29 protein-coding genes are annotated in these 20565 nt (G+C 68.3%); 4 read left to right on the forward strand and 25 right to left on the reverse strand.

The features are described 5' to 3' along the window. The first annotated feature begins 38 nt into the window (after nt 1–38). Both ACXVUM_RS02060 and ACXVUM_RS02065 read left to right on the forward strand, forming a co-directional pair. Nucleotides 39–1124 (forward strand): alpha/beta fold hydrolase, encoded by a 1086-nt coding sequence (locus tag ACXVUM_RS02060; protein ID WP_458522760.1) that lies wholly within the window; start codon nt 39–41, stop codon nt 1122–1124. Nucleotides 1125–1173: 49 nt separating this feature from the next. Then, nucleotides 1174–1827 carry an NINE protein gene (locus ACXVUM_RS02065; protein WP_458520218.1) on the forward strand — a complete coding sequence of 218 codons (654 nt, stop codon included), beginning with the start codon at nt 1174–1176 and terminating at the stop codon, nt 1825–1827. Between the two features lie 4 nt (nt 1828–1831). On the opposite strand, the gene truA is transcribed toward ACXVUM_RS02065, so the two are convergent. The 10 genes from truA to ACXVUM_RS02115 all read right to left on the reverse strand — a co-directional run bounded on the left by truA (nt 1832) and on the right by ACXVUM_RS02115 (nt 8135). After that, a complete protein-coding gene (gene truA, locus ACXVUM_RS02070; RefSeq protein ID WP_458520219.1) occupies nt 1832–2716 on the reverse strand; it encodes a tRNA pseudouridine(38-40) synthase TruA in 885 nt (294 codons plus the stop codon). Between the two features lie 13 nt (nt 2717–2729). Beyond that, nucleotides 2730–3371 carry a 50S ribosomal protein L17 gene (gene rplQ / locus ACXVUM_RS02075; RefSeq protein WP_458520220.1) on the reverse strand — a complete coding sequence of 214 codons (642 nt, stop codon included), beginning with the start codon at nt 3369–3371 and terminating at the stop codon, nt 2730–2732. A gap of 61 nt (nt 3372–3432) precedes the next feature. Beyond that, a complete protein-coding gene (locus tag ACXVUM_RS02080; RefSeq protein WP_458520221.1) occupies nt 3433–4488 on the reverse strand; it encodes a DNA-directed RNA polymerase subunit alpha in 1056 nt (351 codons plus the stop codon). Nucleotides 4489–4602: 114 nt separating this feature from the next. Beyond that, the gene (gene rpsD / locus ACXVUM_RS02085; RefSeq protein WP_458520222.1) at nt 4603–5208 is read right to left on the reverse strand and encodes a 30S ribosomal protein S4; all 606 of its coding nucleotides are present in this window, start codon (nt 5206–5208) and stop codon (nt 4603–4605) included. A 23-nt stretch (nt 5209–5231) separates the two neighbouring features. Continuing rightward, the gene (rpsK, locus tag ACXVUM_RS02090) at nt 5232–5642 is read right to left on the reverse strand and encodes a 30S ribosomal protein S11 (RefSeq protein WP_253647524.1); all 411 of its coding nucleotides are present in this window, start codon (nt 5640–5642) and stop codon (nt 5232–5234) included. Between the two features lie 3 nt (nt 5643–5645). After that, entirely contained in the window at nt 5646–6014 is a 369-nt protein-coding gene (gene rpsM / locus ACXVUM_RS02095; protein ID WP_458520223.1) for a 30S ribosomal protein S13, read from the reverse strand. Nucleotides 6015–6194: 180 nt separating this feature from the next. Next, a complete protein-coding gene (gene rpmJ, locus ACXVUM_RS02100; protein WP_013127970.1) occupies nt 6195–6308 on the reverse strand; it encodes a 50S ribosomal protein L36 in 114 nt (37 codons plus the stop codon). A 32-nt stretch (nt 6309–6340) separates the two neighbouring features. Next, nucleotides 6341–6562: a translation initiation factor IF-1 gene (infA, locus tag ACXVUM_RS02105; RefSeq protein ID WP_007616247.1), complete on the reverse strand. Its 222-nt coding sequence runs from the start codon at nt 6560–6562 to the stop codon at nt 6341–6343. Between the two features lie 257 nt (nt 6563–6819). Beyond that, entirely contained in the window at nt 6820–7650 is an 831-nt protein-coding gene (locus ACXVUM_RS02110; RefSeq protein WP_458520224.1) for an LLM class F420-dependent oxidoreductase, read from the reverse strand. Nucleotides 7651–7694: 44 nt separating this feature from the next. Next, entirely contained in the window at nt 7695–8135 is a 441-nt protein-coding gene (locus ACXVUM_RS02115) for a hypothetical protein (protein ID WP_458520225.1), read from the reverse strand. Nucleotides 8136–8456: 321 nt separating this feature from the next. Between ACXVUM_RS02115 and dtd the strand changes: the two genes are divergently transcribed. Both dtd and ACXVUM_RS02125 read left to right on the forward strand, forming a co-directional pair. Further along, a complete protein-coding gene (dtd, locus tag ACXVUM_RS02120) occupies nt 8457–8894 on the forward strand; it encodes a D-aminoacyl-tRNA deacylase (protein WP_458520226.1) in 438 nt (145 codons plus the stop codon). A gap of 9 nt (nt 8895–8903) precedes the next feature. After that, nucleotides 8904–9428: a dihydrofolate reductase family protein gene (locus ACXVUM_RS02125; protein WP_458520227.1), complete on the forward strand. Its 525-nt coding sequence runs from the start codon at nt 8904–8906 to the stop codon at nt 9426–9428. A gap of 161 nt (nt 9429–9589) precedes the next feature. Here ACXVUM_RS02125 and ACXVUM_RS02130 read toward each other — a convergent pair whose 3' ends face one another. The 15 genes from ACXVUM_RS02130 to ACXVUM_RS02200 all read right to left on the reverse strand — a co-directional run bounded on the left by ACXVUM_RS02130 (nt 9590) and on the right by ACXVUM_RS02200 (nt 20530). Then, on the reverse strand, nt 9590–10672 hold the full coding sequence (locus ACXVUM_RS02130) for an ABC transporter ATP-binding protein (protein ID WP_458520228.1): 1083 nt from the start codon (nt 10670–10672) through the stop codon (nt 9590–9592). 3 nt (nt 10673–10675) lie between these two features. Next, nucleotides 10676–11989 carry an ABC transporter substrate-binding protein gene (locus tag ACXVUM_RS02135; protein ID WP_458520229.1) on the reverse strand — a complete coding sequence of 438 codons (1314 nt, stop codon included), beginning with the start codon at nt 11987–11989 and terminating at the stop codon, nt 10676–10678. Nucleotides 11990–12038: 49 nt separating this feature from the next. Next, complete coding sequence (locus ACXVUM_RS02140) at nt 12039–12824, reverse strand: carbohydrate ABC transporter permease (protein WP_458522761.1); 786 nt, start codon at nt 12822–12824, stop codon at nt 12039–12041. Nucleotides 12825–12862: 38 nt separating this feature from the next. Further along, nucleotides 12863–13795: a carbohydrate ABC transporter permease gene (locus ACXVUM_RS02145; protein ID WP_458520230.1), complete on the reverse strand. Its 933-nt coding sequence runs from the start codon at nt 13793–13795 to the stop codon at nt 12863–12865. A gap of 82 nt (nt 13796–13877) precedes the next feature. Next, nucleotides 13878–14669 carry a type I methionyl aminopeptidase gene (map, locus tag ACXVUM_RS02150; RefSeq protein ID WP_458520231.1) on the reverse strand — a complete coding sequence of 264 codons (792 nt, stop codon included), beginning with the start codon at nt 14667–14669 and terminating at the stop codon, nt 13878–13880. A 5-nt stretch (nt 14670–14674) separates the two neighbouring features. Further along, nucleotides 14675–15220: an adenylate kinase gene (locus ACXVUM_RS02155; protein ID WP_458520232.1), complete on the reverse strand. Its 546-nt coding sequence runs from the start codon at nt 15218–15220 to the stop codon at nt 14675–14677. After that, nucleotides 15217–16542 (reverse strand): preprotein translocase subunit SecY, encoded by a 1326-nt coding sequence (secY, locus tag ACXVUM_RS02160; RefSeq protein ID WP_458520233.1) that lies wholly within the window; start codon nt 16540–16542, stop codon nt 15217–15219. Before secY ends, ACXVUM_RS02155 begins: the two co-directional genes overlap by 4 nt. A 143-nt stretch (nt 16543–16685) precedes the next feature. After that, nucleotides 16686–17126 carry a 50S ribosomal protein L15 gene (rplO, locus tag ACXVUM_RS02165; protein WP_458520234.1) on the reverse strand — a complete coding sequence of 147 codons (441 nt, stop codon included), beginning with the start codon at nt 17124–17126 and terminating at the stop codon, nt 16686–16688. Further along, nucleotides 17123–17311 carry a 50S ribosomal protein L30 gene (gene rpmD, locus ACXVUM_RS02170; RefSeq protein WP_299571492.1) on the reverse strand — a complete coding sequence of 63 codons (189 nt, stop codon included), beginning with the start codon at nt 17309–17311 and terminating at the stop codon, nt 17123–17125. Before rpmD ends, rplO begins: the two co-directional genes overlap by 4 nt. A gap of 1 nt (nt 17312) precedes the next feature. Beyond that, complete coding sequence (gene rpsE / locus ACXVUM_RS02175) at nt 17313–17975, reverse strand: 30S ribosomal protein S5 (RefSeq protein ID WP_299571495.1); 663 nt, start codon at nt 17973–17975, stop codon at nt 17313–17315. 49 nt (nt 17976–18024) lie between these two features. Next, the gene (gene rplR / locus ACXVUM_RS02180; RefSeq protein ID WP_458520235.1) at nt 18025–18426 is read right to left on the reverse strand and encodes a 50S ribosomal protein L18; all 402 of its coding nucleotides are present in this window, start codon (nt 18424–18426) and stop codon (nt 18025–18027) included. A 1-nt stretch (nt 18427) separates the two neighbouring features. Further along, nucleotides 18428–18964 (reverse strand): 50S ribosomal protein L6, encoded by a 537-nt coding sequence (gene rplF / locus ACXVUM_RS02185; protein ID WP_458520236.1) that lies wholly within the window; start codon nt 18962–18964, stop codon nt 18428–18430. 13 nt (nt 18965–18977) lie between these two features. Then, nucleotides 18978–19376, reverse strand: a complete 399-nt coding sequence (gene rpsH / locus ACXVUM_RS02190; RefSeq protein ID WP_458520237.1) for a 30S ribosomal protein S8 — start codon at nt 19374–19376, stop codon at nt 18978–18980. A gap of 338 nt (nt 19377–19714) precedes the next feature. Further along, the gene (locus ACXVUM_RS02195) at nt 19715–19846 is read right to left on the reverse strand and encodes a hypothetical protein (protein WP_458520238.1); all 132 of its coding nucleotides are present in this window, start codon (nt 19844–19846) and stop codon (nt 19715–19717) included. Nucleotides 19847–19855: 9 nt separating this feature from the next. Then, complete coding sequence (locus tag ACXVUM_RS02200; RefSeq protein WP_458520239.1) at nt 19856–20530, reverse strand: hypothetical protein; 675 nt, start codon at nt 20528–20530, stop codon at nt 19856–19858. Nucleotides 20531–20565: the final 35 nt, after the last annotated feature.

Genomic DNA, 20565 nt, shown 5'->3' on the forward strand with positions numbered 1-20565 from the left:
ACTGGATCCCACGCCCCGTGCGAGAGGAGCCGGCCGTGATCCGACGCCGCCGTGACGCACCACCGACATCGCCCGCGACGGGCCCCGAGCCGACCGTCCTGCGCCCCGTCCCCGACGGCGCCCAGTCGCTCGAGTACCGCGTCATCCACGGCTACCGACGTGCGTTCCGGATGGCCGGCCAGGGTCCGGCGGTCCTGCTGATCCACGGCATCGGCGACAACTCGTCGGCGTGGTCGGAGATCATCGACATGCTGGCAGCCGACCACACCGTGATCGCGCCGGATCTGCTGGGCCACGGACTCTCCGACAAGCCACGGGCCGACTACTCGGTCGCGGCGTACGCCAACGCGATGCGAGACCTGTTGTCGGTGTTGGGGATCCGACGGGTCACGGTCGTCGGACACTCCCTCGGTGGCGGCGTCGCGATGCAGTTCTGCTACCAGTTCCCCGAGTTCGTCGAACGGCTGGTCCTCGTCTCGACCGGGGGTGTGACGCGGGATGTGAGCCCGCTGCTGCGCATGCTCGCGCTGCCCGGGATCAACGCCACCATCGCCGCGCTGCGGCTGCCCGGCCTGGTGCCGGCCTCACGACGTCTCGGCTCCGTCGCATCCCTCGCCGTCGACCCCGTCGCACCCCTGCTGCCCCGCCGACTGCGGGAACTGCTGCACGACGCGCCGGAGGTGATGCGCATCGTCGACGGGTTGGCCGAGGCCACCGCCCACGCCGCGTTCACCCGGACCCTGCGCGCAGTGGTGGACTGGCGGGGACAGGTGGTCACCATGCTCGACCGCTCCTACCTCACCGCGCGCCTCCCGGTGATGCTGGTGTGGGGAACCGGTGACACCGTCATCCCCCACCACCATGCGGTGTTGGCGCACTCGGCCATGCCGCACTCCGTGCTCGAGAGTTTCACCGGCGCCGGGCACTTCCCCCACCACGACGACCCCGCGCGCTTCGTCACCGCGGTGGAGCGTTTCATCGCGGCGACCCAGCCGATGGAACACGACACCGACGAGTGGGCGGATCTGTTGACGGCCGGGCCGAACGTCACGAACCTCACCGGACCGCTCAGCGTGCAGGAAGAGGTCCTCTCCGAGCTCGCCGCCGAACGCAGCGCGACATGAGCACCGAGACCGGCGGCGCCGTGTCCGTCCGATCTGCCAGACTGCACGCATGAGCGAACCGAACTCCGGCGACGACCGCGTCTCGCTGGGCAAGGGCGACCCGGACCCGGCCGCGTGGACCCCGGCACCCGATCCCTACCCGCCGCCGGCGTCGTACCCGCCACCCCCGCAGCCGTATCCCACATCGGCCCCGGACGACCAGACCGGGCAGTACCCCCAGAGCCCGTACGGTCAGAACCCGTACGGTCAGCCCCCGCAGTACGGTCAGGCGCCGTCGGCGCAGGGCCAGTACGGGCAACCGTCCTACGGCCAGCCCCAATACGGTCAGGGGCCGTTCGGGCAGAACGCCTACGGACAGCCGCCGTACGGCCAGAGTGCGTACGGCCAGAGTGCGTACGGCGCCGACCCGTCCGCACCGTTCGGCCGCGACCCACTGAGCGGGCTGCCGCTGTCGGACAAGTCCAAGATCGTCGCCGGCCTGCTGCAGTTCTTCCTGGGCTGGCTCGGGATCGGCCGCTTCTACATGGGATCCACCGGCATCGCGGTGTGTCAGCTGGTGCTGTTCCTGTTCGCGGTGATCACGTTCGTGTTCATCATCGGGATCTTCCTGTGGATCATCCTGGGCATATGGGCCTTCGTGGACGCGATCGTCATCCTGGTCGGCACACCCCGAGACGGACAGGGACGGCTGCTCCGGTCCTGACCGGTCAGCAGCAGGGCGGCGGCGCGGGGCGCTCGCGGACGTCCCGGGTGACGGCTGTCCGCTCCGCCCACTCCGACGACGGCGGGTAGTCCACGCCGACGAGGGTGAGGCCACGGGCCTCGGCGACCGGGACGTCCGGGGTCCGCTCGGTGCGGTCGAGCAGAGCGGTGCACCAGGCCAGGTCTCGACGACCCTCGCCCACCGCCGCGACGGCACCGACGAGCGACCGGACCATCGACCAACAGAAGGCGTCGGCGGTGACGTGGGCGACGAGGATGTCGTCGGAGTCTCGTTCCCAGGTGAACCGTTGCAGGTCGCGGACGGTCGTCGCCCCCTCACGCCGACGACAGAAGGCGGCGAAGTCGTGCAGACCGCACAGCGCACGCGCCGCGACGTCCATGGCGGCCAGATCCAACGGACGGGACCACGCGGCGGTGTCGCGGGCGCGGAGAGGATCGGGGCCGGAGTCGGCGTCGGTGAGGCGATACCGGTAGTGGCGGCGTAGCGCGGCGAAGCGCGCGTCGAACGCGGGGGCGACCTCCCGGACGCCGGTCACGCGGACGTCGTCGGGAAGCATCCTCGCCAGCCTGCGCACCAACCGGGACGGGTCGCCGCCGATGGATCGCGTGGCCAGCGCCTCTCCGGGGATGTCGCAGTGCGCGACCTGACCGGTCGCATGGACGCCGGCGTCGGTGCGGCCGGCGACGGTCAGCGCGACCGGCACCCGCAGCACCGTCCCGAGGGTCTCCTCCAGGGTGCCGCACACGGTCCGTCGGCCCGGTTGACGTGCCCATCCGGAGAAGTCGGTGCCGTCGTAGGCGACGTCGAGTCGCAGACGGACGAGCCCGCCGCCGACGGTGTCGGGGGCGGGCTCGGCCGGTGTGCTCACGCGGGGCGTGATGTCACTTGTCGCCAGAAGAGTTCTCCTCGGCCGGCTTCTCGTCCTGGATCTCCACGGCGCTCTCGGCCCAGGACTCCTCGGTGGTGCCCTCGGCGACGGCGTCCGCGTTGTCCACGGCGTCGTCGGACGCATCCGCCTCGACCTGTGCGACGACGTTGTTCTCGTCCTCGGCGGCCTCGGCAGCGGTGTCCGCGGCCGAGGAGTCGGTCGACTCGGCTGCCGCGGGCGCGGCCGCCTTCTGCGACGCGGCGACACGGGTGGCGCGGCTGGCCTCGCTGGACGCGGTCGGGCCGCTCACCAGCTCGATCACTGCCATCGGCGCGTTGTCACCCTTGCGGGGCAGCGTCTTCACGATGCGGGTGTACCCGCCGTCGCGCTCGGCGAACGAGGGGCCGATCTCCGCGAAGAGCTTGTGCACGACGTCCTTGTCACGGATGTCCTTGAGCACCTCACGACGGTGGGCGAGGGTGCCCGCCTTGGCGTGGGTGATCAGCTTCTCCGCGTACGGCCGCAGGCGCTTGGCCTTGGCCTCGGTGGTCGTGATCCGCTCGTGCTCGAACAGCGAGGTGGCGAGATTCGCCAGCATCGCCTTCTGGTGCGAGGCCGACCCGCCGAGACGGGCGCCCTTGGTGGGCTTGGGCATCGATGTCTCCTTGTAAGACGCTCACGGCCTCTCGGCCGGGAGGGAAGGGTAGGGCAGCTCGTCAGAGCTGCTCGGTCTCTGCGTAATCCTCGCCCGCGTCGGCATCGGAGAACGATGCGTCGTCGGACCACGTACCCGTGCTCGCGTCGTACCCGGCGACCTGCGACGGGTCGAAGCTCGCGGGGCTGTCCTTCAGCGACAGGCCCAGCGTGTGCAGCTTGACCTTCACCTCGTCGATCGACTTCTGCCCGAAGTTGCGGATGTCGAGAAGATCCGACTCCGTCCGGGCCACGAGCTCACCGACGGTGTGCACACCCTCGCGCTTGAGGCAGTTGTACGAACGCACCGTGAGCTCGAGGTCCTCGATCGGCAGGCTGAACGAGGCGATGTGGTCCGCCTCGGCCGGCGACGGCCCGATCTCGATGCCCTCGGCCTCGACGTTGAGCTCGCGTGCCAGCCCGAACAGCTCCACGAGGGTCTTGCCGGCCGAGGCCAGCGCGTCCCGCGCGGTGATCGAGTTCTTTGTCTCGACATCGAGGACGAGACGGTCGAAGTCGGTGCGCTGCTCGACACGGGTGGCCTCGACCTTGTAGGTCACCTTGAGCACGGGCGAGTAGATCGAGTCGACCGGGATGCGGCCGATCTCGGCGCCCGACGCCTTGTTCTGCACGGCCGGCACGTAGCCGCGGCCCCGCTCGACGACGAGCTCGATCTCGAGCTTGCCCTTGTCGTTGAGGGTCGCGATGTGCAGGTCGGGGTTGTGCACGGTGACACCGGCCGGCGGCACGATGTCAGCACCCGTGACGGTGCCCGGGCCCTGCTTGCGGACGTACATCGTGACCGGCTCGTCCTCCTCGGAGGACACCACGAGGCCCTTGAGGTTCAGGATGATGTCGGTGACGTCCTCCTTCACCCCCGGGACGGTGGTGAACTCGTGGAGCACGCCGTCGATGCGGATGCTGGTGACCGCCGCGCCCGGGATGGACGACAGCAGGGTGCGCCGCAGCGAGTTGCCCAGGGTGTAGCCGAAGCCGGGCTCGAGCGGTTCGATGACGAACTTCGACCGGTTCTCGGCCAGCGTCTCCTCGGACAGGGTGGGTCGCTGTGAGATGAGCATGGGTGGTGATTCCTCCTGTGTGGGCATCCGCCATATGACGCCCTCGGCTGCCCGGCGACGAACGACGTCGGGCGAGGTCGTCCCCCGCCGGCGGACCGGCGGGGAACGTACGCGTTACTTCGAGTAGAACTCGACGATCAGCTGCTCGGTGAGCGGCACGTCGATCTGGCCGCGGTCGGGCACCTGGTGCACGAGGATCCGCAGGGTCGACGGGACGACCTGCAGCCACCCCGGGACCGGACGCTCGCCCTGGATCTCCTTGGCGATCTGGAACGGCACGGTCTGCAGCGACTTCGGACGGACGTCGATGATGTCGTACTGCGAGACGCGGTAGCTGGGGACGTCGACCTTCACACCGTTGACGGTGAAGTGGCCGTGGCTGACCAGCTGACGCGACTGACGACGGGTCCGCGCGAGGCCCGCGCGGTACACGACGTTGTCCAGCCGGGTCTCGAGGATGCGGAGCAGCTCGTCACCGGTCTTGCCGGTGCGACGGTTCGCCTCCTCGTAGTAGCGACGGAACTGCTTCTCCATGACGCCGTAGGTGAAGCGTGCCTTCTGCTTCTCCTGCAGCTGGAGCAGGTACTCGCTCTCCTTGATCCGCGCGCGACCGTGCTGGCCGGGCGGGTAGGGGCGACGTTCGAATGCCTGGTCTCCACCGACGAGGTCGACGCGCAGTCGACGCGACTTCTTGGTGGCGGGTCCGGTGTAACGAGCCATGAGTGGGTTCCTTCCCTTCCCGACTAGACCCGGCGCCGCTTGGGCGGGCGGCAACCGTTGTGGGGGGCGGGGGTGACGTCGGAGATGGTGCCCACCTCGAGGCCGGCGGCCTGCAGCGAGCGGATCGCGGTCTCACGGCCCGAACCCGGGCCCTTGACGAACACGTCGACCTTCTTGACGCCGTTCTCCTGCGCCTTGCGGGCAGCGTTCTCGGCGGCGAGCTGCGCGGCGAACGGGGTGCTCTTGCGCGAACCCTTGAAGCCGACATGGCCCGAGGACGCCCAGGAGATCACGTTGCCCGCGGGGTCGGTGATCGAGACGATCGTGTTGTTGAACGTGGACTTGATGTGCGCGTGGCCGTGCGGGACGTTCTTCTTCTCGCGACGGCGCGACGTGCCCTTCTTGGGGCCGGCAGCGCGTGACTTCGGAGGCATGCGTTACTTCTTCTTCCCGGCGATCGTCTTCTTGGGGCCCTTGCGGGTGCGGGCGTTGGTCTTGGTCCGCTGACCGCGCACCGGGAGGCCACGACGGTGGCGCAGACCCTGGTAGCAGCCGATCTCGATCTTGCGGCGGATGTCGCCCTGCACCTCACGGCGCAGGTCACCCTCGACCTGGACGGACGCCTCGATGTACTCACGGAGCTTGGCGACGTCGGAGTCGGTGAGATCCTTCGCACGCAGGTCGGGGCTGAGCCCGGTACCCGCGAGGATCTGCTGCGACGTCGTGCGACCCACCCCGTAGATGTAGGTCAGTGCGATCTCCAGGCGCTTCTCGCGCGGGAGATCCACACCGGCAACACGTGCCATCTGGTGATTCCTTTTCGGTGTCGAAGGTCTGCTCCCGGTCCGTCCCCCGTGTGGGGCTCCGGCCTTCGTCCGGAGGTGGCCGGGGACTCGTCTGTCCCCGGTGGCGCTGGGAGTCTCATGTGGTCGATGTTCAGTTGTGTGTCACTCAAGCGACTGCGGGACCCGGGGGCCCGGTGCAGATCAGCCCTGGCGCTGCTTGTGGCGCAGGTTGTCGCAGATCACCATGACCCGTCCGTTGCGGCGGATCACCTTGCACTTCTCGCAGATCGGCTTGACGCTCGGGTTGACCTTCACGTCGGTGCCTCTCGGGATGGGGTGTGTGGCGCTTACTTGTAGCGGTAGACGATGCGGCCGCGGGCGAGGTCGTAGGGCGAGAGCTCCACGACGACGCGATCCTCGGGGAGGATGCGGATGTAGTGCTGACGCATCTTGCCGCTGATGTGAGCGAGCACCTTGTGCCCGTTCTCCAGCTCGATGCGGAACATCGCGTTGGGCAGAGGCTCGACCACGCGACCCTCCACCTCGATGGCGCCGTCCTTCTTTGCCATGTCCTCCACAATCCGGTCCGGACCCGGGAGATGCCGTGCGGCACCGCCCGCGAAGCGGACTCGTCGTCTACCGTGTCGATACGCGTAATCCCGGACGTCACCGGCCGCGAACGGCAGGCAACCCCGGTGGACACGCACCAGCGATCCACTGTACGCGTCTGTGCAGGTATGGGCCAAATCGCCGCCCCCGCCCGATCATGTGTACCTCTCGCGGCGGCCACCTGGGCCGATGGTCGCGAGAGCTGCACAGAACCGGTCTATCCCGCGGGCAGCTGCTCCAGCACGTCCGTGACGTCCTTCGCCCCCAGCACCTGGATGGCGACGTGGTCGGCGCCGGCCGCGAGGTGGGCGTCGACCTGGTCACGGATCTGTTCACCGGTGCCGTGCGCGACGAGTGCGTCGATCAGCGCGTCGCTCCCGCCGTCGGCGATGTCGGCGTCGGACCACCCGAGCCGCTTCAGGTTGGCGACGTAGTTGCGCAGGTGCAGGTACGGCTTGTCGACCGGCGGCCGGCCGATCGACCGGGCCGTCTCCGGATCGGTCTCGAGCACGATCTTGTGCTCCGGGGCGAGGAACGCGTCGGGTCCGAGGATGTCGCGGGCGTACTTCGTGTGCTCCGGCGGCGTCAGGTACGGGTGCGCGCCCAGGGCGCGGTCGGCGGAGAGGCGGAGCATCTTCGGCCCCAGCGCCGCGAGCACGCGCCGGTCCTCGGGGAGACCACCCTCGTCGAGTCCGTCGAGGTAGTCGACCATCGACTCGTACGGCGACGCGTACTCCTGCGTCGCCTCCCTGTGCCCGACGCCGACGCCGAGGTAGAACCGGCCCGGGAAGTCCTTGTCGAGGTCGGCGAACTCGCGGGCGATCGCCCTCGGGTCGGTGTTCCAGATGTTGGTGATGCCGGTGGCGACGCGGACCGATCCGGTGGACTCCAGCATCCGACGTGCGGGCGCGAGATCCTCCGGGGAGCCGCCGAGCCAGATCGTCCCGTAGCCGAGCTGTTCGACCCGGGCCGCCTGCTGCGGCGTCAGACCCCCGTGCCAGATCCAGATGCCGTGTGTCCCGAATGCGTGCTTCTGCGCGGTGCTCATGCCTGCGTCAACCGTGACGGTCTCCCGTTGCTTCCGCGATCGGGTCAGGCCGCGTGCAGCCGGGCGACGAGCGTCGACGGGTCCGCCGCGAGCGCGCGGGAGAGCCGGACGGCGAACGCGACGGACACCGCACGGGTGTCGCTCTCGCGGGACCCGTCGGCGACCACCACGAGCAGATCGTCGACCGACCCCATCACGGCGACCCAGTCGGCGGCCACGGTCGCCTCCGGCTCGCCGGGTTCGGCGTCGAGGATCACCAGGTCGATCAGAGGGTGCTCGGTGTGCCACCGGCGTCGCAGCTCCTGATGGTCGGCGCCGCGGGGACAGACGTGCAGCGCCCGCACCATCCGTCCGAAGCACCGTGCGCGCACGACCGCCTCGTGGCACGGGGCGGAGACATCGTCGACGGGGAGCACCACCACTCCCCGTGCGGACAGCGCGATGTCGGAGGTACAGGTCGGCCGGATGCGGTGTGCGGTGGTCACCCGACGACCCTCGGCCCACTCCCCCGCCCGCGACCACGATCTGCACGCGATCTCGACACCACCCACGACGATCTTGATGCCGTCCTGACGCCCGCCCACTCGGTGGCATGTACGTGCCCACTCGGTGGCGAGTTTGCGCCCACTCGGTGGTGAGTTCGCGCCCACTCGGTGGCGAGTTTGCGCCCACTCGGTGGTGAGTTCGCGCCCGCTCGGCGAGGGTTCCCGGCGCACCCGCACCGAGTGGGCCAAAGCCACCCGTCGAATGGGCAGAAATCACCCGCCGAGCGGGCTGAAACCCCACCGGTGGTTACGGTTCCCGTCATGCGCGCAGTGGTGACACGGGTGACCGAGGCCCACGTCGAGGTCGACGGCGAGACGGTCGGGGTACTCGATCTCGACGACGGTGCACAGGGCCTCGTCGTGCTGATCGGCGCCGCCCACGACGACACCGTCGACACCGCGCGCCGCATGGCCGACAAGGTGTGGACCCTGCGCATCCTCGACGACGAGACGTCCGCGGCCGATCGCGGCGCACCGGCCCTCGTCGTCAGCCAGTTCACCCTCTACGGCGACGTACGCAAGGGACGCCGGCCGTCGTGGAACGCCGCCGCACCCGGCGATGTCGCCGAGCCGCTCGTCGACGCGTTCGTGGGCGCTTTGTCGGACCTCGGCGCTACGGTCTCGACCGGCCGGTTCGGTGCGCACATGCGGGTGCACAGCGTCAACGACGGGCCGGTGACCATCCTGATCGAGATGTGAGGGGACCCGATGGCGACCGTGTACTACACCGCCTCCAGCCTCGACGGATTCGTCGTCGACGAGAACGACAGCCTCGACTGGTTGATGCGCAACGACGTCGACGGCACCGGATTCGGCGGCTATGACTCCTTCATCACGGGTGTCGGGGCGATCGTCATGGGCGCCTCCACACATCGCTGGCTGCGCGAGCACGAGCCCGACGTGTGGCCGTACGAGCAACCGACCTGGGTCGTCACGAATCATCCCGACGCGGTGACCTCACCGGGCGTGCACACCTACGCAGGTGACGTCACCGCTCTGCACCCCGGACTCGTCGAGGCAGCAGGCGACGGTGACGTGTGGGTCGTCGGCGGCGGGGACCTCGCCGCCCAGTTCGTCACGGCCGGCCTGATCGACGAGATGGTGGTGCACTACGCGCCGTGCACTCTCGGTTCCGGCCGACCGGTGCTGCCCACCTCGTCGCGGTGGCGACTCGTCGACACCGGCCGCAACCGCGACTTCGTCGGCGCGCGCTGGGCCCGCGAGACCGACTGAACGCCTCGACCTCCCCGACGCCGGGTTCCCGCTCCGGTTCCAGGGTTCCCGCTCCACTTTTTCGAGGACGCTCCGGATGCATCCGGAGCGTCCTCGAAGAAGTGGAGCGTCAGCGCCGGCCGACCCTGCAAGTGGAGCGGCGGCACCAGAACTGGAGCGGTTCAGCGGATGCGGTCGCCGGTGGTGGCGTCGAACCACTGGACGGCGTCGGCCTCGGGAACCCGGAGCCCGACGACGTCGCCGACAGACACGCTGCGCCGGTGATCGATCCGGACGACGACCTTCCCGCCGCGCGGGGTGAGGGCGTCGTCGACGGGCGCGCAGTGCACGAACTGCTCCGCACCGAGTTCCTCGACGAGCTCGATGCGGCAGTCGACCGTGTCGTCCGCCGGGGCCGTCAAGTCCCACGACTCCGGTCGCACGCCGACGGTGACGGTGGGCGCGGTGACCGCCGACGGTGCTCGCAGGACGAGACCGCCGAGGCGGACCGCGTGGTCGTGCACGGCGACGTCGTCGACGAGATTCATCGCCGGCGACCCCATGAACCCGGCGACGAAGGCGTTGTCGGGATCGAGGTACAGCGTCCTCGGTGCCGCCACCTGCTGCAGCACCCCGTCACGCAGGACCGCGACCCGGTCCCCCATCGTCATCGCCTCCACCTGATCATGGGTGACGTAGACGGTGGTGGTGCCCAATCGTCGCTGCAGCGAGGCGATCTGAGCCCGCGTACTGACGCGCAACTTGGCGTCGAGGTTGCTCAGCGGCTCGTCCATGCAGAACACCTTGGGCCGCCGCACGATCGCCCGGCCCATCGCCACACGCTGGCGCTGGCCGCCGGACAACGCCGACGGTTTACGGCCCAGCACGTCGGTCAGTTCCAGCATCCGAGCCGCCTCGTCGACGGTGGTCGCGGTGTCCGCCTTGCTCATCCCCGCGTTGCGCAGCGCGAAGCCCATGTTCTCCGCCACCGTCATGTTCGGGTACAGCGCGTAGTTCTGGAACACCATCGCCACGTCACGGGCCTTGGGCGCGCGACCGCTGACGTCGACGTCGTCGATGAGCACCCGCCCGGACTGGATCGGTTCCAGTCCGGCGAGCATCCGCAGACTGGTCGACTTACCGCAGCCCGACGGGCCGACGAGGACGAGGAACTCACCGTCGGCGATGGTGAGCGACAATCGGTCGACCGCAGGGCGGCCCGCACCGAAGTCCCGGACGACGGAGTCGAATTCGACGGATGCCACGGCTTACTTCGGCAGCTTCGGCGTGATCTGCCGGTCGATGATCTGCTGGATCTGCGACTGCACCGACGACATGGTCGAGCTGACGTCGGCGTTGCGCAGACCGATCTGCTCGAACCCGGTGCCGATGATCTTGTCGCCGCCGGGCACGAACACCCGGGCGTAGTCCTGCGAGGTGGTCTTCGGCAGCTGGTTCACGGCGGTCGCGAAGTTCGGGTTCTTCGCGAGGAACTGCTCTGTCGACGCTGACGTGAGCGCCGACTTCCGCACCGGCATGTAGCCGACCTTCTGCGAGAACAGTGTCGTGTTGTCGGTGTTCGTGATGAAGTCGATGAACCTGAGCGCGTTCAGCTTGCGCTCGTCGCTGATCTTCGCCGGGATGGCGAGTCCCGTTCCCCCCGTGACACACCCGGGTCCGTTCGGTGCCGGCAGGAACGCCGTTCCGACGTCGAACCGGGCGTTCTTCACGATGCCCGACAGGTCACCGGTCGACGCGATGGTCGAGGCGATGATCCCCGCTCCGAAGTCGTTGGCGATGTCGTTGGAGATCGCGGCGTACTTCTTGTCGTGGATGGAGCTGCGCAGGTAGTTCGCCGCCGCGATGGTCCCGGGCTCGGTGAACTTCAGATCGAATCCGTCGGAGTAGCGGCCGCCGAACGTGCGCACGGGACCCTGGAACGTCCACCCGAGGTAGTCGGTGGCGTTGCCCCAGCCGTGGGCGAGCTTGCCCGAGCCGACGACGTTCTGCAGACGCGGCCCCCACTCGTCGAACTCCTGCCAGCTGACGGGACCGCGGTCGGGCAGGCCGGCCTGCTTCCAGACGGCCTTGTCGTAGTAGAAGAGCGGGGTCGATCGCGCATACGGCAGCGCCCAGTGCTTGCCGTTCCAGGCGTAATCCTCGTAGAGCGAGTCCACGTAGTCGGATGTGTTCACCGACGCCTTGCCGAAGAGGTCGTCGAGCGGGGTGATGGCCCCGATGAGCGCGAAGTTGAACCACCACACGTCGGAGAGCATCACGACGTCGGGCACGGCACCGCCGGAGAGGGCGGCGTTGAACTTCTGCGCCACCTCCTCGTAGTTCTTGCCGCCGTCGACCAACTGGACCGTCAACGACGGGTTCGCCTTCTGGAAGCGCGAGATGAGGTCCTTCTCGACATCTGTCGACTTGCCCGGGTGACTCGACCACCAGGTGATCGTGTTCGAATCACCTCCGCCGGAGCCGTTCCCGGAGGTGCCGGAGCCCACACATGCGGTGAGTGCGGCACCTGCGACGGCGGTGACCCCTGCGGCGAGGAAGCCGCGCCGACTCAGTTCGACCATGGTGATGTCTCTTTCTCTCCGAACAGCGGTGGACGGTGCGCCGGTGTGGTCATCCCTTGACCGCACCGGAGGTCAGGCCGCGGATCATCTGGCGCTGCAACACCAGGAAGACCGCGAGGACGGGGATCATGGCGAGGACCGTCGCGGCCATCACCGGTCCCCAGTTGGTGAGCCCGTCGTTGTTCTGCAGCTTGGTCAGTCCGACGGGCAGGGTGGCCACCGAGGAGTCGTCGGCCATGAGGAACGGCCAGAGGTATTCGTTCCACTCGTTGACGATGGTGATGACGGCGAACGCGACCATCGTCGGACCCGACAGCGGCAGGATGATCCGCCACAGCAACCGCATGTGCCCGGCGCCGTCCATCCGCGCCGCCTCGATGATCTCGGCCGGGATCGACAGGAAGTGATTGCGCATCAGGAACGTGCCGAACGCGACGCCGGCGAGCGGGACGATGATGCCCAGCAACGTGTTCCGGTACCCGAGTTGGGCGACGAGGGAGTAGTTGACGATCACGGTGATCTGGTTGGGCACCATCAGTGCGGCGATGACCACGACGAAGATGAACCGCTTGAACGGGAAGTGCAGGAACACCAGTCCGTAGGCCGACGCGATGCCGAGCACGAACTTGATGATCGCCAGTGCACCGGTGACGATCACGGAGTTGCTGAGGAAGCGCCAGAACGGGACCGAGGTGGTGGCGTCGGAGTAGTTCGACGCCGCGAAGACCCGCGGCCACCAGACGGCCGGCTGCACGTAGATGTCGCCGCGTTCCTTGAACGACGTGAGCACCACCCACGCCAGCGGTAGTGCGATGGCGAGGACGACGAGCACCATCGCCAGGTAACCGGCGACCTGCCCTGCGCGCGAACGCCTCACGCGTCTCGCCCCCGGTCCATGATGCGCACCTGCGCCACGGTGATCACGAGGAGCACCACGAACATGACGGTCGCGACCGTCGCACCGTATCCGGCCCGGAAGTTGACGAACGACTCCTCGTAGACCTGGTAGACCATGGTCGTCGTGCCCGTGCCCAACGGTCCGCCGCGGGTCATCACGTTGATGATGTCGAAGACCTGCAGCGAGTTGAGCATCACCGTGATCGACAGGAAGTACGTCGTCGGTCGCAGTTGCGGCAGCAGGACACGGCGGAAGTACGTCCACGACGACGCGCCGTCGACCGAGGCGGCCTCGGCGAGGTCCTCCCGACGGCCCTGCAGCGCGGCGAGATAGATGACGAACGCGTAGCCGACGTTCTTCCACAGGTAGGTCACCGTGATCATGAACAGCGCCCAGTGCGGGTTCTGATAGAAGTCCGGCGCAGCACCGAGCCCGAGACGGTGCATCAGGTCGCGCACGAGCCCGAAGTTCGGGTCGAAGACGAATTGGAATGCGATGCCGATCGCGGCGCCGGAGATGACGAACGGCGCGAACACGACCGACCGCACCAGGTTTCGTCCGCGAAGCTTCCGATCGAGGAGCAGCGCGAGCGCCAGCCCGATCACCATCGAGCCGAGAACGGCTGCAGCGGTGAATATCACGGTGTTCGCGACGATGTTGCGGGTGTCGTCGCGCGTGAACCACTCGATGTAGTTGTCCAGTCCCAGGAACGTGATGGTGTCCGAGGAGATGTTCCAGTCGTAGAACGACAGTCGGATGTTCTCGATCAGCGGGCGGTAGGTGAAGACGCCCAGCAGCACCAGGTTCGGGCCGACGACGACGAGGAACAGGACCCAGTCACGCCAGGGGCGGCTCCACAGCGACCCGTTCCCGGACCGCGGCAGGGTCCGTTCGGTGTCTGCGGGCACCTCGGCAGCGTCGACGCACCGACGGAACGGATGGTGACGCGCGACTTGTCGTCAGGTGAACAGTGACCGACGCTCGCGGATCTCAGGGACGCAGGGTGAGGATGCGGGGGCCGTCGGCGGTGACAGCGACGGTGTGTTCCCAGTGAGCGGCGCGGGAACCGTCGTCGGTGGTGATGGTCCAGTCGTCGGCCTCGACCGACGTCTCGGTGGTGCCGAGCGTGAGCATCGGTTCGATCGCGAGCGTGCTCCCGACGACGAGACGCGGACCGCGACCCGGCTTGCCCTCGTTGGGCAGGAACGGGTCGAGGTGCATCTGGCGCCCGATGCCGTGCCCGCCGTAGCCGGCGACGATCCCGAACGGCCGGCCGTATCGCTTCTCGGCGGCATGCGTCTCGGTCTCGATGGCGTGCGACACGTCGGTCAGCCGGTTGTCCGGGATCATGGCGGCGATCCCCGCCTCCATGGATTCCCGTGTGGCCGCGGACAACTCCTCGTCGGCGGTCGACAACGCACCGACTCCGAACGTCCATGCGGAGTCGCCGTGCCATCCGTCGAGGATCGCCCCACAGTCGATCGAGACGAGGTCACCCTCGGCGAGGACGACGTCGGCGGACGGGATCCCGTGCACGACGACATCGTTGACCGAGCTGCAGATGGAACCCGGGAAGCCGTGATAGCCCTTGAACGACGGGACGGCACCGGCATCGCGGATCACCGACTCGGCGACCTCGTCGAGCGCGAGCGTGCTGACGCCGACCCGAGCCGCCTCGCGCACCGCCACCAGAGCCGCACCGACGACCGCCCCTGCAGCCGCCATGGCGTCGAGCTCCCCTGCCGAGCGGAACGGCACGGTCTTGGTGCGTCGCAGACCCATCGGGTTCAGACGTTCAGCGCGCGCAGGACCCGCTGGTGCACCTCGCCGACGTCACCGACGGCGTCGATGACGGTGACCTGGTCTCCGTAGTACTCCAGCAGCGGGGAGGTCTCCTTGACGTAGACCTGCATCCGGTTGCGGATGACGTCCTCGGTGTCGTCGGCGCGGCCGCGGGCGAGCATGCGCTCGACGACCACGTCCTCGTCGACGACGAACGACAGCACCGCGTCGAGGGAGGTGCCCAGCTCGGAGAGGATCTCGGCGAGCGCGTCGGCCTGCTCGGTCGATCGCGGGAACCCGTCGAGGATGAACCCGTTGGTGGCGTCGGGCTCCTGGACCCGGGCCTTCACCATGTCCACGGTGATCTGCGACGGCACGAGGTCGCCGGCATCGAGGTACCGCTTCGCCTCGAGACCGATGGACGTGCCCTCGGAGATGTTGGCGCGGAACAGGTCACCGGTCGACACGTGGGGGATCCCGAGACTCTCGGACAACATCTCCGCCTGTGTGCCCTTGCCCGCACCGGGAGGGCCGAGGATCACGAGTCTCACTTCAGGAACCCTTCGTATTTGCGCTGCATGAGCTGGCTGTTGATCTGCTTCACGGTGTCGAGGCCGACGCCCACCATGATGAGCACCGCGGTGCCACCGAAGGGCAGGTTCTGCACGCCACCGGAGTTGCCGATCTCGAGGAACAGGTTCGGCAGGACCGCGATCACACCGAGGTAGATCGAGCCCGGCAGGGTGATGCGGCTCAGCACGTAGCCCAGGTGGTCCGCGGTGGGCTGGCCGGGACGGATGCCCGGGATGAACCCGCCGTACTTCTTCATCTCGTCGGCACGCTCTGCCGGGTTGAACGTCACCGCCACGTAGAAGTACGTGAAGAAGATGATCATCAGGAAGTAGATGGCGATGTAGACCCCGTTGCTCGGGTCCACCAGGTACGTCTGGATGTACCGCTGCCACGTCGGCTGGTCGCCGGACGAACTCTGCGTGAGCTGCACGATGAGGTTCGGCAGGTACAGCAGCGACGACGCGAAGATGACGGGGATGACGCCGGCCTGGTTGACCTTCAACGGGAGGTACGTCGACGAGCCGCCGTACATCTTGCGGCCCACCATGCGTTTGGCGTACTGCACCGGTATCCGGCGCTGGCCCTGCTCGATGAAGACCACGCCCGCGACGATGATGACCGCGGCCAGGACGACGAGGGCGAAGACGAGACCGCCACGGGTGTCGAGGATCTGCTTGCCCTCGGACGGGATGCGGGCGGCGATACCGGCGAAGATCAGCAGCGACATGCCGTTGCCGATGCCGCGTTCGGTGATCAGCTCACCGAACCACATGACGACACACGCACCGGCGGTCATGACGAGCACGATGATGATCAGCCCGAAGATCGACTGGTCGCGCAGGATCTCGCTGCCGCGGGAACAGTCACGCAGCAGGTCACCACGATCGGCGAGGGCGACGATGCCCGTCGACTGCAGCAACGCCAGCGCCACGGTGAGGTAGCGGGTGTACTGCGTCATCTTCGCCTGGCCGGACTGGCCCTCCTTGCGGAGTTGCTCGAACCGCGGGATGACCACGGTGAGCAGCTGCACGATGATGCTCGCGGTGATGTACGGCATGATGCCGATCGCGAACACCGACAGCTGCAGCAGTGCGCCGCCGGAGAACAGGTTGATCAGCGAGTAGATGCCGGCGGAGTTGCCGCTCGAGACCTCGTCGATGCACCCGCGGACGACCTTGTAGTCGACGCCGGGCGACGGGATCGTCGCGCCGAGGCGGTAGAGGATGAGAATCCCGATGACGAAGAGGATCTTCCGCCTCAGGTCCTGTGTCCGGATGGCCGAGACAACGGACGATCGCACTAATTCCTCCTGCCCAACGAACACGCCCCCGCGTGCGGCGTCACGTCACCGGTCCGGGATGGTTCTGAACTCTAACAGTGGAACCCGAGGGGACCTCCCGCGCGCCTGTGACGTGCGGTGAGGTCCCCGTCGGGCCCGACGGGTCACACCACTGTGGTGGTGCCACCCGCCGCGGTGATCTTCTCCGTGGCCGAGGCCGAGAACTTGTTCGCCGAGACCTGCACGGCGACCGACAGGTCACCGTCGCCGAGGACCTTCACCAACTCGTTCTTGCGCACCGCGCCCTTGGCGACGAGCTCGTCGACGCCGATGGTGCCGCCCTCGGGGAACAGACGGGCGATGTCGCCGACGTTCACCACCTGGTACTCGGTGCGGAACTTGTTGTTGAAGCCCTTGAGCTTGGGCAGACGCATGTGGATCGGCATCTGCCCGCCCTCGAAGGCGGCCGGCACGTTCTTGCGCGCCTTGGTCCCCTTGGTGCCGCGACCCGCGGTCTTGCCCTTGGAACCCTCACCGCGGCCGACACGTGTCTTGTCGGTCTTCGACCCGGGAGCGGGCTTCAGGTGGTGCAGCTTGATGGTCATGACTTCTCAACCTCTTCGACGGTGACGAGGTGACGGACCACGTTGATGAGACCGCGGTTCGCCGGGGTGTCCTCGCGCACGACGCTCTGGCGGATCTTGCGAAGACCCAGGGTGCGCAGGCTGTCGCGCTGGTTGCTCTTCGTTCCGATCGTGCCCTTGATCTGGGTGATCTTCAGGTCGGCCATGTCACACTCCCTGACCGGCTCGGGCCCGCAGCATGCCTGCCGGGGCGACGTCCTCGATCGGCAGGCCACGACGGGCCGCGACCTCTTCGGGGCGCTGCAGCATCTTCAGTGCCGCCACGGTGGCGTGGACGACGTTGATGGCGTTGTCGGAGCCGAGGCTCTTGGCGAGGACGTCGTGGACGCCCGCGCACTCGAGCACGGCGCGCACCGCGCCACCGGCGATCACACCGGTACCGGGCGACGCCGGACGCAGCATGACGACACCGGCCGCGGCCTCACCCTGGACGGGGTGGGTCACGGTGCTGCCGATCAGCGGCACACGGAAGAAGTTCTTCCGGGCCTCCTCGACACCCTTCTGGATGGCCGCGGGGACCTCTTTGGCCTTGCCGTAGCCGACGCCGACCATGCCCTGGCCGTCACCGACGACGACGAGAGCGGTGAACGAGAACCGCCGGCCGCCCTTGACGACCTTCGAGACGCGGTTGATGGCGACGACGCGCTCGAGCTGGTTGCGGTCGTTGTCACGGCCGCCACGGTTGTCGCGACGGTCGTTGCCGCCGCGTCCGCCGCCACGGCGGTCGTTGCCGCCGGCTGCGCCCGCGGGGGCGTTGGGATCGTTGGTGGCGGGTCCGGTTCCGCCGTCACGCCGTTGACGTCCCGGCATCAGATGGTCCTTCCGTGGGTACGTGCGGTGGTGGTCGTGTGGGTGCTCATCAGAACTCGAGCCCTCCCTCGCGGGCGGCGTCGGCCAGAGCCGCGATACGCCCGTGGTAGTCGCGACCACCGCGGTCGAAAACGACGGCCTCGACGCCCGCGGCCTTCGCGCGGGCGGCGATGAGCTCGCCGACCTTGGCGCTCTGCGCGGACTTGTCACCGCCGGCCGAGCGCACGTCGGCCTCGATGGTGGAGGCGGCGGCGAGCGTCTTGCCGGCGAGGTCGTCGACGAGCTGCACGTGGATGTGCCGCGACGAGCGCTTCACGACCAGGCGGGGCCGCTGGGGCGTGCCGCTGATCTTCTTGCGGAGCCGGAAATGGCGACGTGCCACCGACCGCCGACGGCGGGTGGAGACGTCCTTGCCGACCGGGGTGTGCTGCTTGGTTGTCGTGTCACTCATGTCACTTACCCGTCTTTCCGACCTTGCGCCGGATCTGCTCGCCCTCGTAGCGGATGCCCTTGCCCTTGTAGGGGTCCGGGCGCCGGAGGCGGCGGATGTTGGCGGCGATCTGGCCGACCTGCTGCTTGTCGATGCCCGAGACCGAGAACTTCGTCGGCGACTCGACGGCGAAGGTGATGCCCTCGGGCGCGGTGATGGGCACCGGGTGGCTGTAGCCGAGCGCGAACTCGAGGTCGCGACCCTTCAGCTGCACGCGGTAGCCGACGCCGAAGATCTCCATCTTCGTCGTGTAGCCCTGCGTCACACCGACGACCAGGTTGTTGATGAGCGAGCGGCTCAGGCCGTGCAGGGCCCGGCTGCGACGCTCGTCGTCGGGGCGGGTCACCACGATGGCGCCGTCCTCGGCGGCCACGTCGATCGGCTCCGAGACCGTGAGCGCGAGCTCACCCTTGGGGCCCTTGACGCGAACGTCGCGGCCCTCGATCTTCACGTCCACTCCGGCCGGGATGGCGACCGGGTTCTTTCCAATACGCGACATGTCTGTCTGCCCCTTACCAGACGTAGGCGAGGACTTCGCCGCCCACGCCCTGGTTGGCTGCCTGGCGGTCGGTCAGCAGGCCGGAGGACGTGGAGATGATCGCCACGCCCAGGCCGCCGAGCACCTTCGGCAGATTGGTGGACTTCGCGTACACCCGCAGGCCGGGCTTGGAGACGCGCCGGAGACCGGCGATGCTCCGCTCACGGCTCGGGCCGTACTTGAGGGTGACGACGAGGCTCTTGCCGACCTCCGCGTCCTCGGTGCGGTAGTCGGTGATGTAGCCCTCGCGCTTGAGGATCTCGGCGATGTTCACCTTGATCTTCGACGACGGCAGGGTCACCTCGTCGTGGAACGCCGAGTTGGCGTTGCGCAGACGTGTCAAGAAGTCTGCGATCGGATCAGTCATGGTCATGAGTGACCGTCAACCTTTCTCGCGGCGGTTCCCATACAGCACGCTCGAGCCGGTTCCGCCGATGTCTGCTCGACATCAGCGGCCTGTCCCGTGACGTGGTGGGCCTTCCACGAAGTCGGATTCGTGTTCCGCACCGACGGGGCCGTCGGTGCGGGGCCGTACTCCGACGGTGCAGAGGAGCACCGCCGGCATCTGCGGCCGTCAGGCCGAGAAGTGGTTCGCTGCCGATCCGGACGGATGCATGACGCGACCCGCCCCGGATCGGGCAACCGCTCAAGTGTAGGGAAACGGCGCCCGACGACCAAATCTGCCGTGGTCAGGCGCCTCGGAGTGGCGTCTCAGGCGCCCATCGGGTGCACGACGAGCCCGTAGACGAACGCGATCGGCTGCAGCACGGCCGTCGTCAACAGGTCCGTGGGGTGGTGCGCCATGAAGTCGACGAGATACCCGAACAGCGCGTCAGTCGGCATGGTCCGACGCTATCCGGTGATCGTGTCCCGCACCGTGTGGACCCGCCGCACGGTGGGCACGACGTCGATGTCCCGGTGCGCGCCGATGGACACGACGCTGTCGAGCATCGCGCCCATCCGTCGTCCGAGCTCCTCGTCGTCGCCGTCGCTGTTGTAGAACGCGTGGGGGTCGGTCGCCGCGGCGGTCGGGAACAGCTCCTCGACGATCCCGTCGACGCGTTCCACGTCGTCGGTGACCGGCCGGACGACGATGTTCTGCACGTATCCGAAGGTCCCCTGGGTGGCGATCGCGACCGGTGTGTGGTCACCGATCCACCGGCGGAGCCACTCGGCGTGGTCGAGGTCGGCGGGGCGACGCAGGAAGGCGACGTTGGCCATCGCGTCGGCGGGTTCACCGTCGGCGGTCTCGGGCGGCCGGATCGGTCTGCGCCGCTGCACCTCCCAGCCGACCACTCGTCGTGCGACCTCCGTCAGCGCCTGCTCGACCGGTGCGGGATCGTCGGCGTCGACGGTCACCACCGCGTCGATCGGTTCCGGCATCGCCTGCAGGGTGAGGGCACCCGCGAACCGCGGATCGCCGGTGACGTTGGTCTGCACGGTGCGGGCGCCGGTGCGGCGATGCAGAGCCGGGTCGAGGACGGCGTGCGGGTCGTCGCACCACACCGCGAACACGAAGTCGGACATGACGGCGATCATGCCCCCGACGGGGGCTGTCGCTG

The sequence above is a fragment of the Williamsia sp. SKLECPSW1 genome (assembly GCF_054332755.1).